The sequence below is a fragment of the Sphingomonas citri genome (assembly GCF_019429485.1).
GTDB classification, from domain to species: Bacteria; Pseudomonadota; Alphaproteobacteria; order Sphingomonadales; family Sphingomonadaceae; genus Sphingomonas; species Sphingomonas citri.
In genome coordinates, this window is the sequence record NZ_JAHXZN010000001.1 from 950495 (window position 1) to 970710 (window position 20216).

At 70.9% G+C, this 20216-nt stretch carries 17 protein-coding genes; 4 read left to right on the forward strand and 13 right to left on the reverse strand.

From position 1 onward, the window contains the following. Nucleotides 1–61: 61 nt before the first annotated feature. Nucleotides 62–508 (reverse strand): preQ(1) synthase, encoded by a 447-nt coding sequence (queF, locus tag KZ820_RS04555; protein ID WP_219747442.1) that lies wholly within the window; start codon nucleotides 506–508, stop codon nucleotides 62–64. Between the two features lie 74 nt (nucleotides 509–582). On the opposite strand from queF, the gene sseA reads away from it, so the two are divergent. Together sseA and metC are read left to right on the forward strand one after the other, a co-directional pair. Further along, nucleotides 583–1431, forward strand: coding sequence for a 3-mercaptopyruvate sulfurtransferase (sseA, locus tag KZ820_RS04560; RefSeq protein WP_219747443.1), 849 nt, complete (start codon nucleotides 583–585; stop codon nucleotides 1429–1431). Further along, a complete protein-coding gene (gene metC / locus KZ820_RS04565; RefSeq protein WP_219747444.1) occupies nucleotides 1428–2621 on the forward strand; it encodes a cystathionine beta-lyase in 1194 nt (397 codons plus the stop codon). The genes sseA and metC overlap by 4 nt, the downstream gene beginning before the upstream one ends. A gap of 301 nt (nucleotides 2622–2922) precedes the next feature. Here the strand turns inward: metC and KZ820_RS04570 are convergent, their stop codons facing one another. From KZ820_RS04570 to KZ820_RS04600, 7 genes are all read right to left on the reverse strand, one after another. Then, on the reverse strand, nucleotides 2923–3393 hold the full coding sequence (locus KZ820_RS04570) for a DUF3035 domain-containing protein (protein WP_219747445.1): 471 nt from the start codon (nucleotides 3391–3393) through the stop codon (nucleotides 2923–2925). After that, nucleotides 3386–3898: a signal peptidase II gene (lspA, locus tag KZ820_RS04575; RefSeq protein ID WP_219747446.1), complete on the reverse strand. Its 513-nt coding sequence runs from the start codon at nucleotides 3896–3898 to the stop codon at nucleotides 3386–3388. The genes KZ820_RS04570 and lspA overlap by 8 nt, the downstream gene beginning before the upstream one ends. Beyond that, on the reverse strand, nucleotides 3895–6768 hold the full coding sequence (ileS, locus tag KZ820_RS04580; protein WP_219747447.1) for an isoleucine--tRNA ligase: 2874 nt from the start codon (nucleotides 6766–6768) through the stop codon (nucleotides 3895–3897). The genes lspA and ileS overlap by 4 nt, the downstream gene beginning before the upstream one ends. A 24-nt stretch (nucleotides 6769–6792) precedes the next feature. Beyond that, nucleotides 6793–7719: a bifunctional riboflavin kinase/FAD synthetase gene (locus tag KZ820_RS04585; RefSeq protein WP_219747448.1), complete on the reverse strand. Its 927-nt coding sequence runs from the start codon at nucleotides 7717–7719 to the stop codon at nucleotides 6793–6795. A gap of 39 nt (nucleotides 7720–7758) precedes the next feature. Further along, nucleotides 7759–8238 carry a dihydrofolate reductase gene (locus tag KZ820_RS04590; RefSeq protein ID WP_219747449.1) on the reverse strand — a complete coding sequence of 160 codons (480 nt, stop codon included), beginning with the start codon at nucleotides 8236–8238 and terminating at the stop codon, nucleotides 7759–7761. A 311-nt stretch (nucleotides 8239–8549) separates the two neighbouring features. Further along, on the reverse strand, nucleotides 8550–10229 hold the full coding sequence (locus KZ820_RS04595; protein ID WP_219747450.1) for a thiamine pyrophosphate-binding protein: 1680 nt from the start codon (nucleotides 10227–10229) through the stop codon (nucleotides 8550–8552). A gap of 222 nt (nucleotides 10230–10451) precedes the next feature. Further along, the gene (locus KZ820_RS04600; protein WP_219747451.1) at nucleotides 10452–10832 is read right to left on the reverse strand and encodes a winged helix-turn-helix transcriptional regulator; all 381 of its coding nucleotides are present in this window, start codon (nucleotides 10830–10832) and stop codon (nucleotides 10452–10454) included. A gap of 101 nt (nucleotides 10833–10933) precedes the next feature. On the opposite strand from KZ820_RS04600, the gene KZ820_RS04605 reads away from it, so the two are divergent. Both KZ820_RS04605 and KZ820_RS04610 read left to right on the forward strand, forming a co-directional pair. Beyond that, complete coding sequence (locus KZ820_RS04605) at nucleotides 10934–11995, forward strand: SDR family oxidoreductase (protein WP_219747452.1); 1062 nt, start codon at nucleotides 10934–10936, stop codon at nucleotides 11993–11995. Nucleotides 11996–12112: 117 nt separating this feature from the next. Continuing rightward, nucleotides 12113–13468, forward strand: coding sequence for a dihydrolipoyl dehydrogenase (locus KZ820_RS04610; RefSeq protein WP_219747453.1), 1356 nt, complete (start codon nucleotides 12113–12115; stop codon nucleotides 13466–13468). Nucleotides 13469–13568: 100 nt separating this feature from the next. Here KZ820_RS04610 and thyA read toward each other — a convergent pair whose 3' ends face one another. From thyA to KZ820_RS04635, 5 genes are all read right to left on the reverse strand, one after another. Further along, nucleotides 13569–14465, reverse strand: a complete 897-nt coding sequence (gene thyA, locus KZ820_RS04615) for a thymidylate synthase (protein ID WP_219747454.1) — start codon at nucleotides 14463–14465, stop codon at nucleotides 13569–13571. Nucleotides 14466–14660: 195 nt separating this feature from the next. Beyond that, nucleotides 14661–15404 (reverse strand): class I SAM-dependent methyltransferase, encoded by a 744-nt coding sequence (locus KZ820_RS04620; RefSeq protein ID WP_219747455.1) that lies wholly within the window; start codon nucleotides 15402–15404, stop codon nucleotides 14661–14663. Then, on the reverse strand, nucleotides 15405–16532 hold the full coding sequence (prfB, locus tag KZ820_RS04625) for a peptide chain release factor 2 (protein ID WP_183921053.1): 1128 nt from the start codon (nucleotides 16530–16532) through the stop codon (nucleotides 15405–15407). Between the two features lie 122 nt (nucleotides 16533–16654). After that, the gene (locus tag KZ820_RS04630; protein ID WP_219747456.1) at nucleotides 16655–19153 is read right to left on the reverse strand and encodes a penicillin-binding protein 1A; all 2499 of its coding nucleotides are present in this window, start codon (nucleotides 19151–19153) and stop codon (nucleotides 16655–16657) included. Nucleotides 19154–19210: 57 nt separating this feature from the next. Next, complete coding sequence (locus tag KZ820_RS04635; protein WP_219747457.1) at nucleotides 19211–20155, reverse strand: N-acetylmuramoyl-L-alanine amidase family protein; 945 nt, start codon at nucleotides 20153–20155, stop codon at nucleotides 19211–19213. Nucleotides 20156–20216 lie beyond the last annotated feature (61 nt).

The following is a 20216-nucleotide window of genomic DNA, read 5'->3' on the forward strand; positions in this document are numbered from 1 at the left end:
CCATAAGAGGATTGGTTGCAGATTTGCTGCACCGCGGGAGCTTCGAACCGGCTGATCAGGATCAACCGCGCCCGCGATACGGAGCAACGCCCTGATCGGGCAGCCACAGATCGGCCGGCGGCGCGGCCGACTGCCAGAAGACGTCGATCGGCATGCCGCCGCGCGGGTACCAATAGCCGCCGATGCGCAGCCAGCGCGGGCGCATCTCCTCGTACAGCCGCTGCCCGATGCCGACGGTGCAATCCTCGTGGAAGGCGGCGTGATTGCGGAACGCGCCGAGGAACAGCTTGAGCGACTTGGATTCGACGATCGTCTCGCCGGGCACATAGTCGAGCACGAGGTGCGCGAAGTCGGGCTGCCCCGTCACCGGGCAGAGCGAGGTGAACTCGGGCTGGGTGAAGCGCACCAGATAGGTCTGGCCGGGGCGCGGGTTGGGGACATAGTCGAGCACCGCTTCCCGCGGCGAGGCGGGGAGCGGGCTGTTCTGGCCAAGGTGCATCGGGGTCATGCGCGCGCACATAGGCGCACGCGGCGCGGAATGCGACCTGTTGCCGCACCGCGCGCGCGGCGTATGAGAGGGACATGGATCCACTCGTCTCCGCCGAATGGCTCGCTGATCAGCTCGGCGCTCCCGACCTGCGCGTGCTCGACGCCAGCTACGACGCGCTGCTGCCCGGCGAGCCGCCGCGCGACCACGCCGCCGAGTATCGCGCCGGCCATGTGCCGGGCGCGCTCTACATGGGCCTCGCCGGCTTCTCCGACGCGGCGAGCGACCTGCCCTCGACCATGCCGGGCGCGGCGCAGTTCGCCGAGCGCGCCGCCCGGCTCGGGATCGATCGCGCAACCCGCATCGTGCTGTACGACGACGCACCGCATCACACCGCGGCGCGCGCCTGGGTGACGCTGCGCGCCTTCGGCTTCGAGCGGGTCGCGCTGCTCGACGGCGGGCTGGCGGCGTGGAAGCGGGCGGGTCTTCCGCTGGAGCAGGGTGAGGCGACGGTGCCGCCGCACGCGCTCGACGCCGGCGCTGGCACGACGGGGCTGCGCGACCTCGCCGCGATGCGCACGATCCAGCGCGACGCGAGCGAGCAGATCGTCGACGCGCGCTCGGCGGCGCGCTTCACCGGCGCGGAGCTCGACCCGCGCGCGGGCGTCGCCCCCGGCCACATCCCCGGCGCGCTTAACCTGCCCTACAAGCGGCTGTTCGACGAGGACGGCCGGTGGAAGCGCGGCGAGGCGCTCGCCGCCGCCTTCCGCGACGCCGGCGTCGATCTCGATCGGCCGATGGTGATGACCTGCGGCTCAGGCATCACCGCCAGCGTGCTCGCCTTCGGCGCGCATCTGCTCGGGCGCGACGCCGCCGTCTATGACGGCAGCTGGACCGAGTGGGGCGCGGACCCGAGCACGCCCAAGGCGACGGGAGCGGCATGAGCGACCAACCGGTCAAGCCCGCCACGCGCGTCGTCCAGGCCGGGCGCCGCGAGGAGTGGACCGGCGGGGTCGTCAACACGCCGGTGTGGCGCGCCTCGACCATCCTCTACGACGACGTGGCGCACCTGCGCGCGACCGGCGCGCGCGACACGCACCACCGCCTGTTCTACGGCCGCCGCGGCACGCCGACGCAGTGGAGCCTCGCCGACGCGCTCACCGAGCTCGAGCCCGGCGCCGAGGCGACCTTCCTCTATCCCTCGGGCGTCGCGGCGATCGCGGCCTGCCTGCTGACCCTGCTGTCGCCCGGCGACGAGCTGCTCCTGGTCGACAGCGCCTATGATCCGACCCGCTCGCTCGCCGACAAGCTGCTGGCGCGCATGGGCATCACCACCCGCTACTATGACCCGCTGATCGGCGCGGGCATCGCCGGGCTGATCGGCGAGCACACCCGCGCGATCTTCATGGAGAGCCCCGGCAGCCTCACCTTCGAGGTGCAGGACGTGCCCGCGATCGTCGCCGCCGCCAAGGCGCGCGGGGTGGCGACGGTGATCGACAACACCTGGGCGACGCCGCTGCTGTTCCCCGTGATCGGACTCGGCGTCGATTATTCGGTGCTCGCCTGCACCAAATATGTCGGTGGCCATTCGGACGTGATGATGGGCTCGGTCACCGCGGCGTCGGGGCGGTTCGCGGCGTTGCGCGACACCAGCTTCCAGCTCGGCCAGGTGATCAGCGCCGACGACGCCTTCCTCGGCAGTCGCGGGCTGCGCACGATGGCGGTGCGACTGGCGCAGCACGAGCGCAGCGCGCTGACGGTGGCGCGCTGGCTGGAGGGTCGCGACGAGGTGGCGCGGGTGCTCCATCCGGCGCTGCCGTCGTGCCCCGGACACGAGCTGTGGCAGCGCGATTTCGCGGGCGCGTCGGGGCTGTTCTCGTTCGTGCTCGCCGGGGGCAGCGACGCGGCGCGCGCGGCGCTGATCGACTCGCTCGAGCATTTCGGCATCGGCTATAGCTGGGGCGGGTTCGAGAGCCTCGCGGTGCCGATCGACCCGCAGCGGCATCGCAGCGCGACGGAGTGCGCGTTCGAGGGACCGCTGGTGCGCCTGCAGATCGGACTCGAGGATCCGGACGACCTGATCGCGGACCTGGAGCGCGGGCTGGCGGCGTGGCGCGCGGTGATGGAAGGGTAGCAATTAGGCGCGGCTACTCGGCCAGGCCGCCGACAACCGTCATCCCGGGCTTGAGCCGCGATCCATGGTGCCGCTCACACGCCGGCAGCGACGCTCGGGGCACGATGGATGCCGGGTCAGGCCTGGCATGACGGATTGAGGTCGCGAACGTCCGACCTCTCCCGTGCTCCTGCGCATGCAGAAGCCCAGAGCCACGAGCGTTACTCCTGCCGCCCTGGGCTCCGGCGTTCGCCGGAGCACGGCCCCGTCGTTAGGATGCGCGGCCCCGTCGTTGAGATGAGGCCCGGCGCCCGCGCCCTTACTACTGCGGCGTCGGTGTCGGCGTGGCAGGCGCCGGTGTCGCCGGGGCGCTCGCGGCAGCACCCGCGCTCGCGCGCGCGTCCTGGCCGTCACCCTGCGGCGCGGCGATGATGTCGCGCGTGGTCTGCCCCTTGTCGACGACGTTCGTCTTCGGGTCGCCCGCTTCCGAACGGATGCCCGCGGGCGCCGCGCCGGTGCCGCCGGCCTGGTCGACCACGCCGGCCTCCGCGGCGCTGCGCTGCGCGGGGCCGCCGAACAGCGCGTCGATCGCCTGCGCCTGCGGGTTGTTGCCCTGGGTGCGCGCGGCGCCCGGTTGCGGCGGCACCAGCGCGAAGTCGGGCGGGATGATCAGCGGCGCCTGGCGCGCCACCGCGAACTCGTCGGGGCGGGCGCGGTCGTAGCCGCGCTTGCCGCAGCCGGCGAGCAGGGCGAGCATCGCCATACCGGACACCGCGACGACAGACTTACGCATGGACATTCTCCGAAGGATCGGGGCGCTTCTCGCGGATCAGGAGCGCGCGCACCAGCAGAATCAGCACGCCGATCGTAATCGCGGCGTCGGCGACGTTGAAGACCAGGAAGGGCCGCCACTCGCCGAAATGGAGGTCGGCGAAGTCGACCACATAGCCCAGCCGCACGCGATCGAGGATGTTGCCGAGCGCGCCGCCCAGCACGAGGCCCAGCGCGGCCTGCTCGCCAGTCTTCTCCTCGCGGAACATCCACACCGCCACCGCCACCGCGATCGCGCCGGTGAAGGCGACGAGCAGCCAGCGCATCGTGTCGGTCTCGGCGCGCAGCATGCCGAGCGACACGCCCTCGTTCTTGGTGAAGCGCAGGTCGAAGATCGGCAGGATCTCGCGATAGGCGCCGAGGAAGTCGATCGCGAGCGGGCCGGTGACGACCCATTTGACGAGCTGGTCGACGACGAAGACGACGAGCGCGATCGCGAGCCCGAGCCGCGGCAGCGAGCGGCTCACGCGCCCTCCCCCACCACGGTGGCGCAGCGGTCGCACAGCGCGTCGTCGACCGTCACCTCGGGGAGGTGCCGCCAGCAGCGGCCGCACTTGTGATAGTCGGTCCGGGTCACGTCGACGCTCCCGCCCGGCGTCACCTTCGCCACGATGAACGCCTCGGCGAGCTGCGCGGCGTCGAGCGGAAGGTCGGGCACGGTCACCTCGGCCTCCAGGCTGGAGCGCACCGTCTTCTCGCGGCGGAGCGGCTCGATCGCCTCGGTCACGCGGACGCGCAGCGCGCGCACCGCCTGCCAGCGTGCGGAGAGGTCCTCGGCGGCGGGATCGGGCAGGATCGGCCACTCCAAGAAATGGACCGAGCTCGCCTCGTCGGGGAAGCGCGCCTGCCACACCTCCTCGGCGGTGAAGACCAGTACCGGCGCGGCGTAGCGCACCAGCGCGTGGAAGAGCACATCCAGCACGGTGCGATAGGCGCGCCGCTTCACGTCGTCGGCGGCGTCGCAATAGAGCGAGTCTTTGCGCACGTCGAAGAAGAAGGCCGACAAATCCTCGTTGGCGAAGTCGGCGAGCAGGCGGACATAGCGGTTGAACTCGAAGCCGCGCGCCGCCTCCCGAAGCTCCATGTCGAGCGCGTGGAGCAGGTGGAGCACGTAGCGTTCCAGCTCGGGCATCTCGGCGACGGGCACGCGCTCCTCCTCGGCGAAGCCGTCGAGCGCGCCGAGCAGGTAGCGGAAGGTGTTGCGCAGCTTGCGGTACGAGTCCGAGGCGGTGGCGAGCACCTCCTTGCCGATGCGGATATCGTCGAAATAATCGGTCGACACCGCCCACAGCCGCAGGATGTCCGCGCCCGACTCGCCGATCACCTTCAGCGGGTCGACGACGTTGCCGAGACTCTTCGACATCTTGCGGCCCTGGCCGTCGAGTGCGAAGCCGTGGGTGAGCACCGCGTCATAGGGCGCCCGTCCACGCGTGCCGCAGCTTTCCAGCAGCGACGACTGGAACCAGCCGCGATGCTGGTCGGAGCCCTCGATGTAGAGGTTGGCACGCGTGCCCTCGCCGTAGCGCGCCTCGACGACGAAGGCGTGGGTCGAGCCCGAGTCGAACCACACGTCGAGGATGTCGTTCACCGGCTCATAGTCGGCGAGGTCGTGCGCCGCGCCGAGCAGCGCCTGGTGGTCGGCGGTGAACCAGGCGTCGGCGCCGCCGTCGCGGAAGGCGGCGACGATCCGCGCGTTGACCGCCGGGTCGTTGAGATACTGGCCGGTGGCGCGGTTCACGTAGAGCGCGATCGGCACGCCCCAGGCGCGCTGGCGGCTGATCACCCAGTCGGGGCGCCCTTCCACCATCGAGCGGATGCGGTTCTCCGCGCGCGGCGGCACCCACTGGGTGCGCGCGATCGCGTCGAGCGCGAGCTGGCGAAGGGTTGCGGCGTTGCCGTAACTAAGCCCCTCCCCTGCAGGGGAGGGGTCGGGGTGGGGCGCTTCCGCAGGCGCGTCGGTCTCGGTGAGACCGAGAGGCCCCACCCCCGGACCCTCCCCTGAAGGGGAGGGGAGGTCCATCGGGATGAACCACTGCGGGGTCGCGCGGAAGATCACCTTCGCCTTGGAGCGCCACGAGTGCGGGTAGCTGTGGGCGAAATCGTCGCTGGCGCCGAGCAGCGCGCCCGACGCGCGCAGGTCGGCGCAGATCGGCCCCTCGCTGGCGACGAACTTCTTGTTGATCACGCTGCCCTGCCCGCCGAGCCAGGCCCAGTCGGCGCGGTAGAAGCCGGCGGCGTCGACCGCGAACACCGGCTCGATGCCGTTGGCCTTGCACAGCAGGAAGTCGTCCTCGCCGTGGTCGGGCGCCATATGGACCAGCCCGGTGCCCGCGTCGGTGGTCACGAACTCGCCCTCGAGGAACGGCCGCGGCGTCGCGAAGAAGCCGCCGAGGTGATGCATCGGGTGGCGCGCGGTCGCGCCCTCCAGCACCGGGCCTTTGATGAGCGCGACGATCTTCCCCATCGGGATGCCGGTGCGCTTGGTGAAGGCGGGCAGCAGCGGCTCGGCCACGAGATAGCGCCGGCCCTCGTGCTCGAACTGGAGATAGTCGATCGCCGAACCGTAGGCGAGCGCCTGGTTGACCGGGATCGTCCACGGCGTGGTCGTCCAGATCACTGCCAGCGTGCCGGCCAGCCCCGGATATTCGGGGCAGTCGATCACCTCGAAGCCGACGTCGATCTGCGTCGAGACCACGTCCTCATATTCGACCTCGGCCTCGGCCAGCGCGGTCTTCTCCACCGGGCTCCACATCACCGGCTTGGCGCCGCGATACAGCTGGCCGCTCTCGGCGAATTTGAGCAGCTCGCCCGCGATGACCGCCTCGGCCTCGTAGCGCATGGTGAGATAGGGATTGTCCCAGTCGCCCGTCACGCCGAGCCGCTGGAACTGCTCCTTCTGGATCTGCACCCAATTGTCGGCATAGGCGCGGCACTCGGCGCGGAACTGCGCGACCGGCACCTGATCCTTGTCGAGCTTCTTGGCGCGATACGCCTCCTCGACCTTCCACTCGATCGGCAGGCCGTGGCAGTCCCAGCCGGGCACGTAGGGTGCGTCATAGCCCATCAGCGATCGACTGCGGACGGTCACGTCCTTCAGCACCTTGTTCATCGCATGGCCCATGTGGATGTCGCCGTTGGCGTAAGGCGGGCCGTCGTGGAGGATCCAGCGCTCGCGCCCCTGGCGCTGCTCGCGCAGGCGCTCGTACAGCCCGATCCGCTTCCAGCGGTCGAGGATCGCGGGCTCCTTCTGCGCGAGCCCCGCCTTCATCGGGAAGTCGGTCTTCGGCAGGAAGACGGTGTTGCGCCAGTCGCGCGGCGTGTCGGGTGCGTCGGCCATGTGGGGCATGGCCTTAGCGCCGCGTCAGCGCGCCAGCAACGCCCGCGCTCTCGCGCAATCCGAGTCCATCTGCGCCACCAGCGCGTCGAGCGTGTCGAATCTCGCCTCCGGCCGGATATAGTCGATCAGCTCGACCTCGAGTGGCTGGCCGTAGAGGTCGCCCGAGAAGTCGAAGAAGAAGGGCTCGAGCAGCTCCTTGGGCGGGTCGAAGCTGGGGCGGATCCCGAGGTTGGCGGCGCCGTCAAGCACGCGCCCGTCCGCCAGCCGCCCGCGCACCGCGTAGATGCCGTAGGCGGGGCGCAGATACTTGCCCATGTCGAGGTTGGCGGTGGGATAGCCGATCGTGCGGCCGAGCTTGTCGCCGTGCTGCACCAGCCCCTCGATCGCGAACGGCCGGGTAAGCAGCCGCGCCGCGCCGCACGGGTCGCCCGCGCCGAGCGCGGCGCGGACGCGCGTGGACGAGACCGGCTCGCCGTCGAGCATCACCGCGCCGACGGTGTCGACCGAGAAGCCGTGCGCCGCGCCCGCGGCCCGCAGCGTGGCGATGTCGCCGCTCTTGCGATGGCCGAAGGTGAAGTCCTCGCCGGTGACGACCCCGCCGACGCGCAGCGCGCCGATCAGCCGCTCGGCGACGAAGGCGTCGGCGTGGAGTCCGGCGAGCGTCTCGTCGAAGTGGAACACCACCATCGCGTCCGCCCCCGCGGCGGCGAACAGGCGCGCGCGCTGGTCGAGCGTGGTCAGGCGGAACGGCGGCGTATCCGGGCGGAAATAGCGCACCGGATGCGGGTCGAAGGTGGCGACCAGCGCGGGCCTGCCTTCCGCGCGCGCGCGCTCGACCGCGCGGCCGACGACCGCCTGGTGACCGAGGTGAAAACCGTCGAAATTGCCCAGCGCGACGATCCCACCGGCCAGCCCGGCCGGCACCGCCGAGCCGCCGTCAAGCCGCTCCATGCGCGGCGCCTTAGCGGCTCGGCCGGCGCGGTGCCAGCGTCACCGTGCCAGCGTGACGAAGTCGTAGGCGGGGCGCTCGCCCTCGGCCGCGTGCGACTCGCGCGCCATTTCGCGCCAGCCGGTGAAGGCCGGCACGATCGCGTCGCCCGCGGGTTCGGTATGGACCTCGGTGAGCTCGACGCGATCGGCGCGGTCGAGCAGCAGCGCGAAGATCTCGGCACCGCCGATCACCGCGACGCGCGCGTCCGGGTCGCCGCCGCGCGCGAGCGCGAGGGCGGCGTCGGGCGTATGCGCCGCCTCGGCGCCTTCCGCCCGCCACATCGGGTCACGCGTGAGCACGACATGGCGGCGGCCGGGCAGCGGAGAAGGGAAGCTCTCGAAGGTCTTGCGCCCCATCACCATCGCCTGTCCCATCGTCAGCGCCTTGAAGCGCCGGAGATCGGCGGGCAGGTGCCACGGCAGCCGCCCGTCCATGCCGATGACGCCGTTGTCGGCGCGCGCGAGAACGAAGGTGATCATCCGCGGCGTGGTAGCGGGCGGCGGCCGGCGGTGCCAGCAACCTTCAGCATCCCGGCCTCGAGCCGGGATCCATGATCCAGCACTCGCTGACGGGTGTGGCGATCGGCGCGGCATGGATGCCAGGTCGAGCCCGGCATGACGAAGAGAGGACGAGCGGCACCTGTTCCCCGCCATCCCGGACTTGTTCCGGCGCTAACCCCTCGGCGCGCGCCGACGCTGGCTGAGGACGCGGAAGGTGAATCCTGGACCAAGTCCGGGATGACGGCCGCGAGTGGGTGCGCGCACCCGTACCCCGCCCCGCCCCCATCCTCTCACCGCCCGATCAGCTCGCGCACCTTGGCGATGCCGAAGCGCAGCGCCTGCTTTGCGTCGACGTGCGGCATGGCCGGCACCTCGGCCGGGTCGACCAAGGCATGCAGGATCGCCGGCCCCGGCACCGCGAGGAACTCGGCCACGGTCGCGTCCAGCGTGGCGGCGTCGCGCGCGGTGAAACCCTGCGCGCCGCACGCGCGCGCGAAGGCGGCGAAGTCGAGGTTGGGGAAGCCGGTGCCCTTGGCGGCGGGCAGCCCCGCCCCCTCCATCTCGAGGTGGACCAGCCCCCAGCCGGAATTGTCGTACACCACCACCTTCACCGGCAGCTCGTGCTCGACGGCGGTCATGAACTCGCCCAGCAGCATCGTCAGGCCGCCGTCGCCGACGTGGAGGATCACCTGCCGCTGGCGGTCGAGCAGCTGCGCGCCGTTGGCGATCCCCATGCCGGTGCCCACCGCGGCGTTGTTGAACGAACCGGTGATCCGCTGCCGACCCGTCTGCCGCAGCCAATTGGCCGCCCAGAGCGTCACCTCGCCGGTGTCGGTGACGAGGACCGCGTCGGTCGCGGCGCGGTCGCTCACCGCGCGCGCCACCGCCTGCGGGTGGATCTTGTCGCCCGAGCGCGCGGGGTCGGCGCGCTCGTCGAGCATGCGGTCCCAGGCGGCGCGACGCTGCTGCGCGCGGTCGAGGAAGGCGGTGTCGGTGCGCTGCGGCAGCCGCTCGAGCAGCGCCCGGATCGTCGGCCGCACCGAGCCGACCACGCCGAGCGTCACCGGCGCGCGGCGCCCGATCGCGAGCGCGCGCTCGTCGACCTGGATGACGTTGCCATGCTTGGGCAGGAAGTCGACGTACGGGTAGTCGGTGCCGAGCATCACCAGCAGCTCGGCCTGCTGCACCGCGTCGGTGCCCGCGGTCCCGCCGATCAGTCCGACGCCGCCGATCCAATAGGGCTCGTCATAGGCCATGATCTCCTTGCCACGATAGGTGTGGAGCAGCGGCGCCTGGAGCCGCTGGGCGAGTTGGCGCAGCTCCTCGGCGGCGCCGCGGCAGCCCGCGCCGCAGAAGATCGCGACGCTTTTCGCCTCCGCGATCAGCGCGGCGGCAGTGGCGACGTCGGCCTCGGCGGGCGCCACCTCAGGCAGCGGACGCAGAGTGGCGAGGCTCGGCACCACGCCGGGCGCGCTCGCTGCGAACACGTCGGGCGGAATGTTGAGGTGCGCGACGCCGCGCGACCCGTACGCCTCGGCGATCGCCTGGTGGAACACCGCGGGCGCCTGCTCCGCCGCCGCGACGGTTTGAGTATAAGCCGCGACGTCGCGAAACAGCAGGTCGGGCGAGTCCTCCTGGAGATAGTCGGTGCCGCGGTGCGCGCCGGGTACGCCGCCGGTGATCGCGAGCACGGGGGCATGATCCTTGCGCGCCTCGTACAGGCCCGCGACGAGGTGGTTGCCGCCCGGCCCGGTGGTGCCGCAGCAGACCGCGAGCTGGCCGGTCAGCTTGGCCTGCCCCGCCGCCGCGAGCGCGGCGCCCTCCTCGTGGCGGACGCCGATCCACTGGACACGGCCGTCCTGCTCGATCGCGTGGGTGAAGGGGTTGAGCGCGTCGCCGACGATCCCAAACACGTGGCGCACGCCGACGTGGGCGAGCGTGTCGACGAGCAGTTCGGCGACGTTGGGCATGCGGCATCTCCTGACGGGTACCGCGCCCTAACGCCCTGGGATCGTGGGAGTGCCCGGATCGGTGAGCGCCTGAAGCGTGGCTTGTCGGCAACCCCTCTTCTTCCGTCATCCTGAACTCGTTTCAGGATCCACCGGCCCGCGAGCGCCGCCGCGTGTAAGTGCGCGGCACCGTGGATCCTGAAACGACTTCAGGATGACGCCGACTAGGGCCTTGCCCCCCCCTCACCGCCGCCGCGAACCCGGTCGCGGCACCAAGAAGTCGAGCGCGTCGGCGTTGTCGCGCCCCCAGGCGTAGAGCAGCTCGACCGGCACCACGAAGCGCTCGCCCAGCGGCGTCAGCCGGTATTCCACCGCGGGCGGCACCACCGTCTCGACGTGGCGCGTGATCAGCCCGCTCGCCTCCATCTCGCGCAGCGTCTGGGTCAGCATCTTCTTCGAGATGCCGGGCAGGCTGCGCTGGAGCACGCCGGTGCGCGCCGTGCCGCCGTGGCGCGCGTGGAGCGTGTGCAGCACCATGCTGGTCCATTTGGTCGCGAACAGCTCGAGCACGCGGCGCGGCGCGCAATCCTCGCGCCATTCCTCATCGGGGCTGCCGGCGTGCATGGTCACCTCCTGGTGCCTAGGGCACGTTCGGGTGCCGTCTAGAAGCTGCCGCCCCCGCTGCCTAGCTCCCTCTCAACGCTCGACGAACGAAAGGATCTGACGTGGCGAAGACGGCATTGGTGGTGGGCGCAAGCGGGATCGTCGGCGGCGCGACCGCGGCGCTGCTGGTGGAGCAGGGCTGGACGGTACACGGGCTCGCGCGCCGCGCAATCGACCTGCCCGGCGTGACCCCGGTCGCGGTCGACCTGCGCGACGCCGCGGCGACGCGCGCGGCGATCGGCACGCTGGCGCCCGACGCGGTGTTCATCACCACCTGGCTGCGCCAGGACAGCGAGGCGGAGAACATCCGGGTCAACTCGGCGATGGTGCGCCACCTGCTCGACGCGCTCCCCGCGCCGACCGCGCCGCGCCACATCGCGCTCGTCACCGGGCTCAAGCATTATCTCGGGCCGTTCGAGGCCTATGGCAAGGGCACGCTGCCGCAGACGCCGTTCCGCGAGGAGCAGGGCCGGCTCGACGTCGAGAACTTCTACTACGCGCAGGAGGACGAGCTGTTCGCCGCGGCGGCGCGCGACGGCTTCAGCTGGAGCGTCCACCGCCCGCATACCGTGATCGGCAAGGCGGTCGGCAATGCGATGAACATGGGGACCACGCTGGCGGTCTATGCGACCTTGTGCCGCGAGCTCGGCCGCCCGTTCACCTTCCCGGGCTCGGCGGCGCAATGGTCCGGTCTGACCGACATGACGGACGCCGGCCTGCTCGCGCGCCACCTGCTATGGGCGGCGGAGACCGAGGCGGCACAGGACGAGGCGTTCAACGTCGTCAACGGCGACCTCTTTCGCTGGCAGTGGATGTGGGAGCGGATCGCGGGCTGGTTCGACGTCGCGGCGGCGCCGTTCGACGGCATTGTCCGCCCGCTCGAGCAGCAGATGGCGGAGGACGCGCCGCTGTGGCGCGAGCTCGCGCTGCGCGAGGGGCTGGCCGAGCCCGAGCTCGAGCGGCTCGCCTCCCCCTGGCACACCGACGCCGATCTCGGCCGCCCGATCGAGGTGGTGACCGACATGAGCAAGAGCCGCCGCCTCGGCTTCACCGCCTATCAGCCGACCGACGATGCCTTCTTCGCGCTGTTCGAACGGCTGCGTTCGGAGCGGCTGATCCCCTGAGTCTCCCCCGGCTGGCACGATATCTTAACCTATGTGCAACGTTAGTGAGCACCGGCACGTTCGATCAGCCGCGTGAGGCTCCCGATCCACGCCGGAGCGACGGGTGGAGGATGACCGATGGGCTCGCGTGACTGCGACGTGCTGATCCTGGGTGCCGGCACCGCCGGGCTGAAGGCCTATAAAGCCGCTGCCGCGCGCGGCGCTCATACGCTGATCGTCGAGCGTGGCCCCGGCGGCTCGACCTGCACGCTCGTCGGCTGCATGCCGTCCAAGCTGTTGATCGCCGCGGGCCGAGCCGCGAACCAGGCGCGCGGTGCGGCGGCGTTCGGAGTCGACACCGGCGCGGTCACGGTCGACGCGGCGCGCGTGTGGCAGCGGGTGCGCGCCGAGCGCGACCGCTTCGTCCAGGCCGTGCTCGACGACTATCACGCCATCCCCGCCGACCGCGTGATCCACGGCGTCGCGCGCTTCTGTGCGGCCGACGCGGTGATGGTCGGCGATACCCGCGTCACCGCGCGGCGCGGGATCGTGATCGCGACCGGCGGTCACCCGACCGTGCCCGAGCTGCTCGACCCGGTGCGCCACCTCGTCCGCACGCACGAGACCATCTTCGATCTCGACGGCCTGCCGCGCGCGCTCGCGGTGCTCGGCGCCGGGCCGCTCGGGCTCGAACTCGGCCAGGCCTTCGCCCGCCTCGGCGTGTCGGTCACGGTGATCGACGGCGGGGAGAGCGTCGGCGGGCTCAAGGATCCGGCGGTCAACCGGGCCGCGGTCGCGGCGCTCGGGCGTGAGATGACGCTCGCGCTCGGCGTCGAGGCCGAGGCCTCGGCCAACGACGACGGCCGCGCGCGCCTGACATGGGAGGGCGGCGAGACGACCGTCGACCTGATCCTCGCCGCGACCGGCCGCCCGCCCAGCCTCGCCGAGCTGGCGTTGGAGACCACCGGGATCGCGCTCGACGAGCACGGCACGCCCGACTTCGATCCGCGCTCGCATCGCTGCGGCGAGAGCGCGATCTTCGTCGCCGGCGACGCGGGGGCGTGGCGACCGGTGCTCCACGAGGCCGCGCGGGGCGGTCGGATCGCTGGCGACGTCGCCGCCGGCGGGGAGCCCCCGCGCGAGCTGCCCGCCTTCGCGATCGCCTTCACCGAGCCGAACCTCGTGACGGTCGGATGCGACTTCGAGTCGCTGCCCGAGGGGTCGCGGATCGGCGCGGCCAAGGTGAGCGACAACGGTCGCGCCACCGTCGACGGCGAGGACCAGGGGCTCGTTCGGCTCTACGGCGACGCCAACGACCGGCTGATCGGCGCGGCCATCGCGGCACCGGGCGGCGAGCATCTGGGCCATCTCGTCGCGCTGGCGATCGAGCGCGGGACCAACGTGGCGACCTTCGCCGACCAGGCCTGGTATCATCCCGCCGTCGAAGAATTGCTCCAGGCGGCGGCGCGCGACCTGCTGGGCGTCGACGACTGAGCGGCGCGAAAAACCGGCGGGACCTTCAACGCTGCCGGTCACGTCCGCGCAACGGGCACGTCGCCGTCGAGCCGGACGACCGCTCCAGCACGCCTCCACATCACACCGCGACGTCGGCCTTTATGGGGCCGTGCGGGTCATAGCCTTCCACCGCGAAGTCACCGATCGCGTAACCGTCGATCGTGTCGGGTCGTCGCGTAAGGCGCATCCGCGGCACCGTGCGTGGCGGGCGACGTAGCTGTTCCCGTGCCTGCTCGAGGTGGTTGAGGTAGAGATGCACGTCGCCGCCGACCCAGACCAGCTCGCCCGGCGTGAGACCCGCCTGCTGCGCCAGCATCAGCTGCAGCGCGGCCGCGCCGACGAAGTTGAATGGCGCGCCGAGCAGCAGGTCGACCGAGCGCTGGTATAGCAGGCAGTTGAGCCGGCCGCCCGAGGCGACGTGATATTGGTAGACCATGTGACAGGGAGGCAGCGCCATCGCCCCAAGCTCGGGCACGTTCCAGGCGTGGAACAGCATGCGGCGGCTCGTCGGGTTCTCGCGCAGGGTGCGGACGAGCTCGGCGATCTGGTCGTACTCGCGACCGTCCGCCCCCAGCCAGCGCCGCCACTGCTTGCCGTAGACCGGACCGAGTTCTCCCCAGCGCGCGGCGAAATCATCGTCGGTGACGATGCGGCGCTCGAACTCCTCCTGCGCGATCTCTTCGCCCGTCTCGCGGCGATAGGCGTCGAGCGGCCAGTCGGTCCAGATACGGACGTTGTCGCGCAGCAGCGGCTGGATGTTGGTGCCGCCCGTGAGGAACCACAGCATCTCCTTCACCGCAGTCTTCCAATAGACCCGCTTGGTGGTGAGGATCGGTGCGGCGCCGTCGGCGAGGTCGAAGCGCAGCATCGCGCCGAAGAGCGAACGCGTGCCGACTCCGGTGCGGTCGAGGCGTTCGTCGCCGCGCCCGAGCACCTGCGCCATCAGGTCGAGATAGGGCTGTTCTGGATGCGGCATGCCGAGGTGGTAGCGGATGCGGGGGCGGGCGTCATCTCTTCGGATAGATGCCCTCATCTTCTACCATCCCGGCGAACGCCGGGATCCAGTTGGAAAGGCCGGAGTGAAACTCACTAACGTCCCCCAACTGGACCGCGGCGGTCGCCGGGGTGGAGGGTGTCCCGCATATCAATGGAGGTCTGGTACGGCCTTCCCCTACCCCGCCTTCGACTCGTCGTTGATGCGACAGGCGCGGATCGCGGCCGGGTCGGGCCGCGGCCCCGCCGCGCGGAAGGTCGTGAAATAGCCACCGGCCGAGCGCATTTCGCGAAAGTCGACCTGGGCATAGCCGACCGCGGCGAACTCGCACTTGAGCAGCGCCGGGGGCGTGCCGTGGTCGCGCGTCGGGCGGTTGGCATCGACCACCACCACCAGCCCGCCCCGCCGAAGCGACGACCGCATCCGCCACAGGAACTCGTACGGCTGCTCGATCTCGTGGTACATGTGCACCATCAGGATCCGGTCGAAGCTGTTCTCGGGCAGCCGCGGGTCGGCCGGCATGCCGAGCCGCACGCTGACATTCTCGAGCCGCTCGCGCGTGACCCGCTCGGCCAGCGCGTCGCGCACCGCGGGCACGATGTCCTCCGCCAGCACGCGCCCCTCGGCGCCGACGCGGCTCGCCAGACGGGTGGTGTAATAGCCCTCGCCCGCGCCCAGGTCGGCGACGGTCATGCCCTTGCGGATCTCGGCGAGGTCCATCACGCGGCTGGCCTCGTTGAGCCGATCGCGCGCCTCCTCGGTCGACCAGCGCGCCGACACGATCGTCGCCACCGGCCGGTCGGCTTCGGGAAAGGGGCCGGGCTGCTTGGGCTCGTGCTTGATCAGCGGCTGCGTCCCGTCGCACGCCGCCAGCAGCAGCGTCGCGGCGAGCAGCGCCGAGCGGGCGAGCACGCGCGCCACTTAGTCGACGTCCTCCACCGCGACCTTCTCACCGGTCACGCGCTGCGACAGCGCCGCCGCCATGAAGGTGTCGAGATCGCCGTCAAGCACGTCGCCCGGCGAGGTCGAGGTCGCGCCGGTGCGCAGGTCCTTCACCAGCTGATAGGGCTGAAGCACGTAGGAGCGGATCTGGTGGCCCCAGCCGATGTCGGTCTTGGTGGCGTTCTCGGCATTGCTGATCGCCTCGCGCTCGGCGAGCTCGCGCTCGTAGAGACGCGCGCGCAGCTGGTTGTACGCCTCGGCCTTGTTCTTGTGCTGCGAGCGCTGGTTCTGGCACTGCACCACGATCCCCGTCGGCAGGTGCGTGATGCGCACCGCGGAGTCGGTGGTGTTGATGTGCTGCCCGCCAGCGCCGGACGCGCGATAGGTGTCGATGCGCAGATCGCTCTCGTTGATCTCGACCTCGATGTTGTCGTCGATCACCGGATAGACCCACACGCTCGAGAAGCTGGTGTGGCGGCGCGCCGCGCTGTCGTACGGGCTGATCCGCACGAGCCGGTGGACGCCCGATTCCACCTTGGCATAGCCATAGGCGTTCTCGCCCTTCACCAGCAGCGTCGCGGACTTGATCCCCGCCTGCTCGCCGGCGTGATAGTCGACCAGCTCCACCTTGTAGCCGTGGCGCTCGGCCCAGCGCGTGTACATGCGCTGGAGCATCTCGGCCCAGTCCTGGCTCTCGGTGCCGCCCGCGCCCGCGTTGATCTCGAGATAGGTGTCATTGGCGTCGGCTTCGCCCGAGAGCAACGCCTTCACCTTGTCGGCCTGCGCGCGTTCGGCGAGCTGCGCGAGGGCGTCGGTGCCCTCGTCCGCCATCTCGGCGTCGCCCTCGGCCTCGGCCATGTCGATCAGCTCGACCGTGTCCGCCAGCTCGCGCTCGATCGCGCGGGTCGCGCCGATCGCCTCATCGAGGCGGCGACGCTCGCGCATCACAGCCTGGGCTTCCTTGGGATTGTTCCAGAGCGACTGGTCCTCGACGCGCGCGTTGAGCTCGTCGAGCCGGCGCAGCGCGCGGTCCCAGTCGAGCGACTGGCGCAGCAGCGCCAGCGCCGCGTTGATGGTGTCGACATGAGCCTGCGCTTCGGCGCGCATAGGGTATCTCCAGCGGTCACGTCATCCAGCAGGCGCCAGAATCTCGCGCGGCACGGGGATCGCATCGTGGCCGGCGATCCCGGCCGACGCTGGGATGACGAAAGAATGTTCAGCCCGACGACTTAGTAGATGCCCCCCTGCCTCTGCAAGAAGTCGCTGTCACTCGCGGGCGCGCCGGTCGTCCCGGCGCTGGGCGCGGTGCTCGGGGCGGCGGTCGGCCCGACGCGGCGGGCGCGGCGCGCCTCGCTCTGCGGCTTGAACGCCTCCCAGATCACCGCGGGCTTGGGATCGTCGCCGGTCGGGAAGGTGCCGTAGACGGGCCGGCCCGAGGCGCGGTCGATCCGCACCATGCGGATCCCCGCGGGCGCGCGGAACGGCAGCACGGGCAGGCCCTCATAGGCCTTCTGCGCCCATTCCTTGAATACCGGCACCGCCACCGTGCCGCCCTGCGCGTAGCCGCCGAGGCTGCGCGGCGTGTCGAAGCCGAGATACAGGCCGGCAATCATCTGCGGCGTGCCGCCGATGAACCACACGTCGGTGGGGCCATTGTTGGTGCCGGTCTTGCCGAACATCGGGCGGTTCAGATCGCGCAGCGCCGTGGCGGTGCCGCGCTGGATCACGCCCTCGGTGATGTGCACCATCTGATAGGCGCTCATCGCGTCCATCACCTGGTGGCCGCGGGTCGGCAGGCGCGGCATGGCGCGGCCGTTCCAGTCGGGCATGTTGCAGCCGTCGCAGGCGCGCCAATTCTCGGGCCAGATCACCTGACCGCGCCGATCCTGCACGAAGTCGATCAGCGTCGGGTCGTGCCAGCGGCCCCAGTTGGCGAGCACGCCGTACGCGTTGACCATCTTCTCGACCGTGGTCTCGCCCGCGCCCAGCGCGTAGCTGAGATAAGGCGCATAGTCGCCGATCTGCATCCCCTTGATCAGCTTGACGACCTTGCCCATGCCGGTCTGCGCGGCGGTGCGCACCGTCATCAGGTTGCGCGACTGCTCGATGCCCCAGCGCATCGTGTGCGGCCCGGCCCCGCGCGAGTTGCCGAAGTTGCGGAAGCATTTGTTGCCCAGCGCGGCGCCCTGGTAGACGCAGAACGGCCCGTCGACGATGATCGAGGCCGGCGTCATGCCGTTCTCCAGCGCGGCGGAATAGACGATCGGTTTGATCGTCGAGCCCGGCTGGCGCATCGCCTGGGTGGCGCGGTTGAACGACTGGACGCTGGAGTCGAAGCCGCCCTGCATCGCAAGGATGCGCCCCGTCATCGGCTCCTGCACGACGAAGCCGCCCGAGATCTTCGGCACGGAGCGCAGCGCGAAGCGCCGCCCCGCGGGCGCCACCGCGATGATGTCGCCCGGCTCGATCGCGGTGAACGCCGCGCCGCCGACGTTGCGCACCGGCATCTGCGCGGCGTCGCGCGGCAGCTCGCCGGTGGTGCCGTCGGCGAAGCCGATCCGCCACGCATTGCCATCGCGCGCGATCGCGATCGCGGCGCGCCAGTCGCTGTAATCGAGCGAGATGTTGGTGTTGAGCAGCGCGCCGTACCATTTGTCGCCGTCCACATCGACGTGGCGGAGCGGTCCCGACCATCCGCGACCGCTGTCGAAGCGCAGCAGGCCGTTGCGCAGTGCCTCGGCGGCGAAGCCCTGGATGCGCTTGTCGAGCGAGGTGCGCACCCACAGGCCGCCGGCGTAGACGCTGTGCGGGCCGTCCTGCGACGTCTCGCCGAACTTGTCGATCAGCTCGCGCCGCACCTCCTCGACGAAATAGCCGCCGACGCGCTCGAACTTGGGCGTGCGCCGCGTGATCGCGCCGATCGGCTCGGCCGCGGCGACCCGCGCCTGCTCCTGCGTGACGAAGCCGTTGCGCACCATCTCGCGCAGCACGTAATTGCGCCGCGTCAGCGCGCGATCCGTGTCGCGGAACGGGTCGTAATTGGAAGGGCCCTTAGGCAGGATCGCGAGATACGCCATCTGCCCCAGCGTCAGCTCGCCCAGTTCCTTGTCGAAATAGGCGTGCGCCGCGGCCTCGACGCCATAGGCGTTGCGACCGAGGAAGATCTGGTTGAGATACAGTTCGATGATCTGCTGCTTGGTCAGCGTCTCCTCGATCTTGTACGCCAACAACGCCTCGCGGATCTTGCGCGTGGGCGAGTAAGCGTTGCCGATCAGCAAATTCTTGGCGACCTGCTGGGTGATCGTTGAGCCGCCCTTGGCGCGCTGGCCGCTGCCGAACTTACGCGCATAGTCGAACACCGCACCGGCCAGGCCGGGGAAGTCGACGCCGTGGTGCTCGAAGAAGGTGCGATCCTCGGCGGCGAGGAACGCCTTCACCAACAGCGGCGGATATTCGTTATAGGCCAGCTCGACCCGGCGCTCTCGCGCGTAGGAATAGACCGGCGCGCCGTCGGCGCTGCGCACGTTGGTCGGCAGCGGCGGCTCATAGGCCTTGAGCTTCTCGACCGAGGGCAGGTCGCGCGCGAAAACCAGCCAGAAGACGCCGAAAGCGACGACCAGCAGCGCGAGAAGATAGGTCGCCCAGCGTACCAGCCGGCGCTGCCACAGCCCGCGCAGGCGGCCGCCGCGCGGGGCCTCTTCGCGTACATCGAGGGGATCGGAAGCCATCGCGCACGGCGTTTAGCAGGTTCGCGGCGCGGGGGAAGCCGCGCGCGTCAGTCGGGGTCAGCGCACCGCCAGGCGGCGCGCGAAATACACCTCGACCGCGCGGCGCACCGTCTCCGCGATCTTCTCGCGCCCCGCCTTGCTGTCCAGGAAGGCGGCGTCCGCGGGGGTCGAGATATAGCCCGTCTCGAACAGCACCGAGGGCATGTCGGGCGCCTTGAGCACCATCAGCGAGGCGGTACGATGGAAGTTCGTCTTCACCGGCATCAGCGGCTTGGCCTCGCGCCCGAGCAGCCGCGCGAAGCCGGCCGAGGCGTTCATCGTCTCGCGCTGGGTGAGATCGATCAGGATCGAGGTGACGTCAGCGTCGCGCCCCAGTCGGACGCCCGCGATCACGTCCGACTTGTTCTCGCGCGCCGCCAGCAGCGCCGCCTCCTTATCCGAGGCGACATCGGAGAGCGTATAGGCGGTCGCGCCGGTCGGCAGGCCGGCGCCGACGCTGTCGCAGTGGACCGAGATGAACAGGTCGGCGCGCAGTCGCCGCGCGATCCCGAACCGCTCGCGCAGCGGTATGTAGCGATCGTCGTCGCGGGTCAGCGCCACGCGCGCGCGCCCGCCCTCTACCAGCGCGTCGCGGATCGCCTTGGCGATCTTGAGCGTCACGTCCTTCTCGCGCAGCGCGGCGCGTGGGTTGACCGCGCCCGGATCGTTGCCGCCGTGTCCGGCGTCGATCACCACCAGCGGGCGGCCCTCGGCACCGGCCACCTTGGGCAGGCGCACGCCGCGCGCGGGCGGCGGGACGGGTACCGTGACCTTGTAGCCGTCGCGGTGCGCGTCGCGCTCGGCGCGCGACTTCCACGGCAGGAAGTCGAGCGACGGCGCATCCGTGTCGGCGTCGCGCGGCATCGCGGCGGCGACCGGCGCGAGCGCCACCGCAGCGGCGAGCGCCAGAGTCGCGCCGACGCGCGCCGCCAGTCTTCCCCTGCGGTACGTTCGCGGTGTCATCCCCGCTCCCTATCGCCCCGAACCTCACTCCGTGGTTAACGGACTGGGCGGCGAGAGGAAA

What these genes read in the sequence shown, in the direction of transcription:
- queF (WP_219747442.1), bottom strand. Translation starts at nt 508, where the DNA reads ATGACCCCGATGCACCTTGGCCAGAACAGCCCGCTCCCCGCCTCGCCG.
- sseA (WP_219747443.1), top strand. Translation starts at nt 583, where the DNA reads ATGGATCCACTCGTCTCCGCCGAATGGCTCGCTGATCAGCTCGGCGCT.
- metC (WP_219747444.1), top strand. Translation starts at nt 1,428, where the DNA reads ATGAGCGACCAACCGGTCAAGCCCGCCACGCGCGTCGTCCAGGCCGGG.
- KZ820_RS04570 (WP_219747445.1), bottom strand. Translation starts at nt 3,393, where the DNA reads ATGCGTAAGTCTGTCGTCGCGGTGTCCGGTATGGCGATGCTCGCCCTG.
- ileS (WP_219747447.1), bottom strand. Translation starts at nt 6,768, where the DNA reads ATGGCCGACGCACCCGACACGCCGCGCGACTGGCGCAACACCGTCTTC.
- KZ820_RS04585 (WP_219747448.1), bottom strand. Translation starts at nt 7,719, where the DNA reads ATGGAGCGGCTTGACGGCGGCTCGGCGGTGCCGGCCGGGCTGGCCGGT.
- KZ820_RS04590 (WP_219747449.1), bottom strand. Translation starts at nt 8,238, where the DNA reads ATGATCACCTTCGTTCTCGCGCGCGCCGACAACGGCGTCATCGGCATG.
- KZ820_RS04595 (WP_219747450.1), bottom strand. Translation starts at nt 10,229, where the DNA reads ATGCCCAACGTCGCCGAACTGCTCGTCGACACGCTCGCCCACGTCGGC.
- KZ820_RS04600 (WP_219747451.1), bottom strand. Translation starts at nt 10,832, where the DNA reads ATGCACGCCGGCAGCCCCGATGAGGAATGGCGCGAGGATTGCGCGCCG.
- KZ820_RS04610 (WP_219747453.1), top strand. Translation starts at nt 12,113, where the DNA reads ATGGGCTCGCGTGACTGCGACGTGCTGATCCTGGGTGCCGGCACCGCC.
- thyA (WP_219747454.1), bottom strand. Translation starts at nt 14,465, where the DNA reads ATGCCGCATCCAGAACAGCCCTATCTCGACCTGATGGCGCAGGTGCTC.
- prfB (WP_183921053.1), bottom strand. Translation starts at nt 16,532, where the DNA reads ATGCGCGCCGAAGCGCAGGCTCATGTCGACACCATCAACGCGGCGCTG.
- KZ820_RS04630 (WP_219747456.1), bottom strand. Translation starts at nt 19,153, where the DNA reads ATGGCTTCCGATCCCCTCGATGTACGCGAAGAGGCCCCGCGCGGCGGC.
- KZ820_RS04635 (WP_219747457.1), bottom strand. Translation starts at nt 20,155, where the DNA reads ATGACACCGCGAACGTACCGCAGGGGAAGACTGGCGGCGCGCGTCGGC.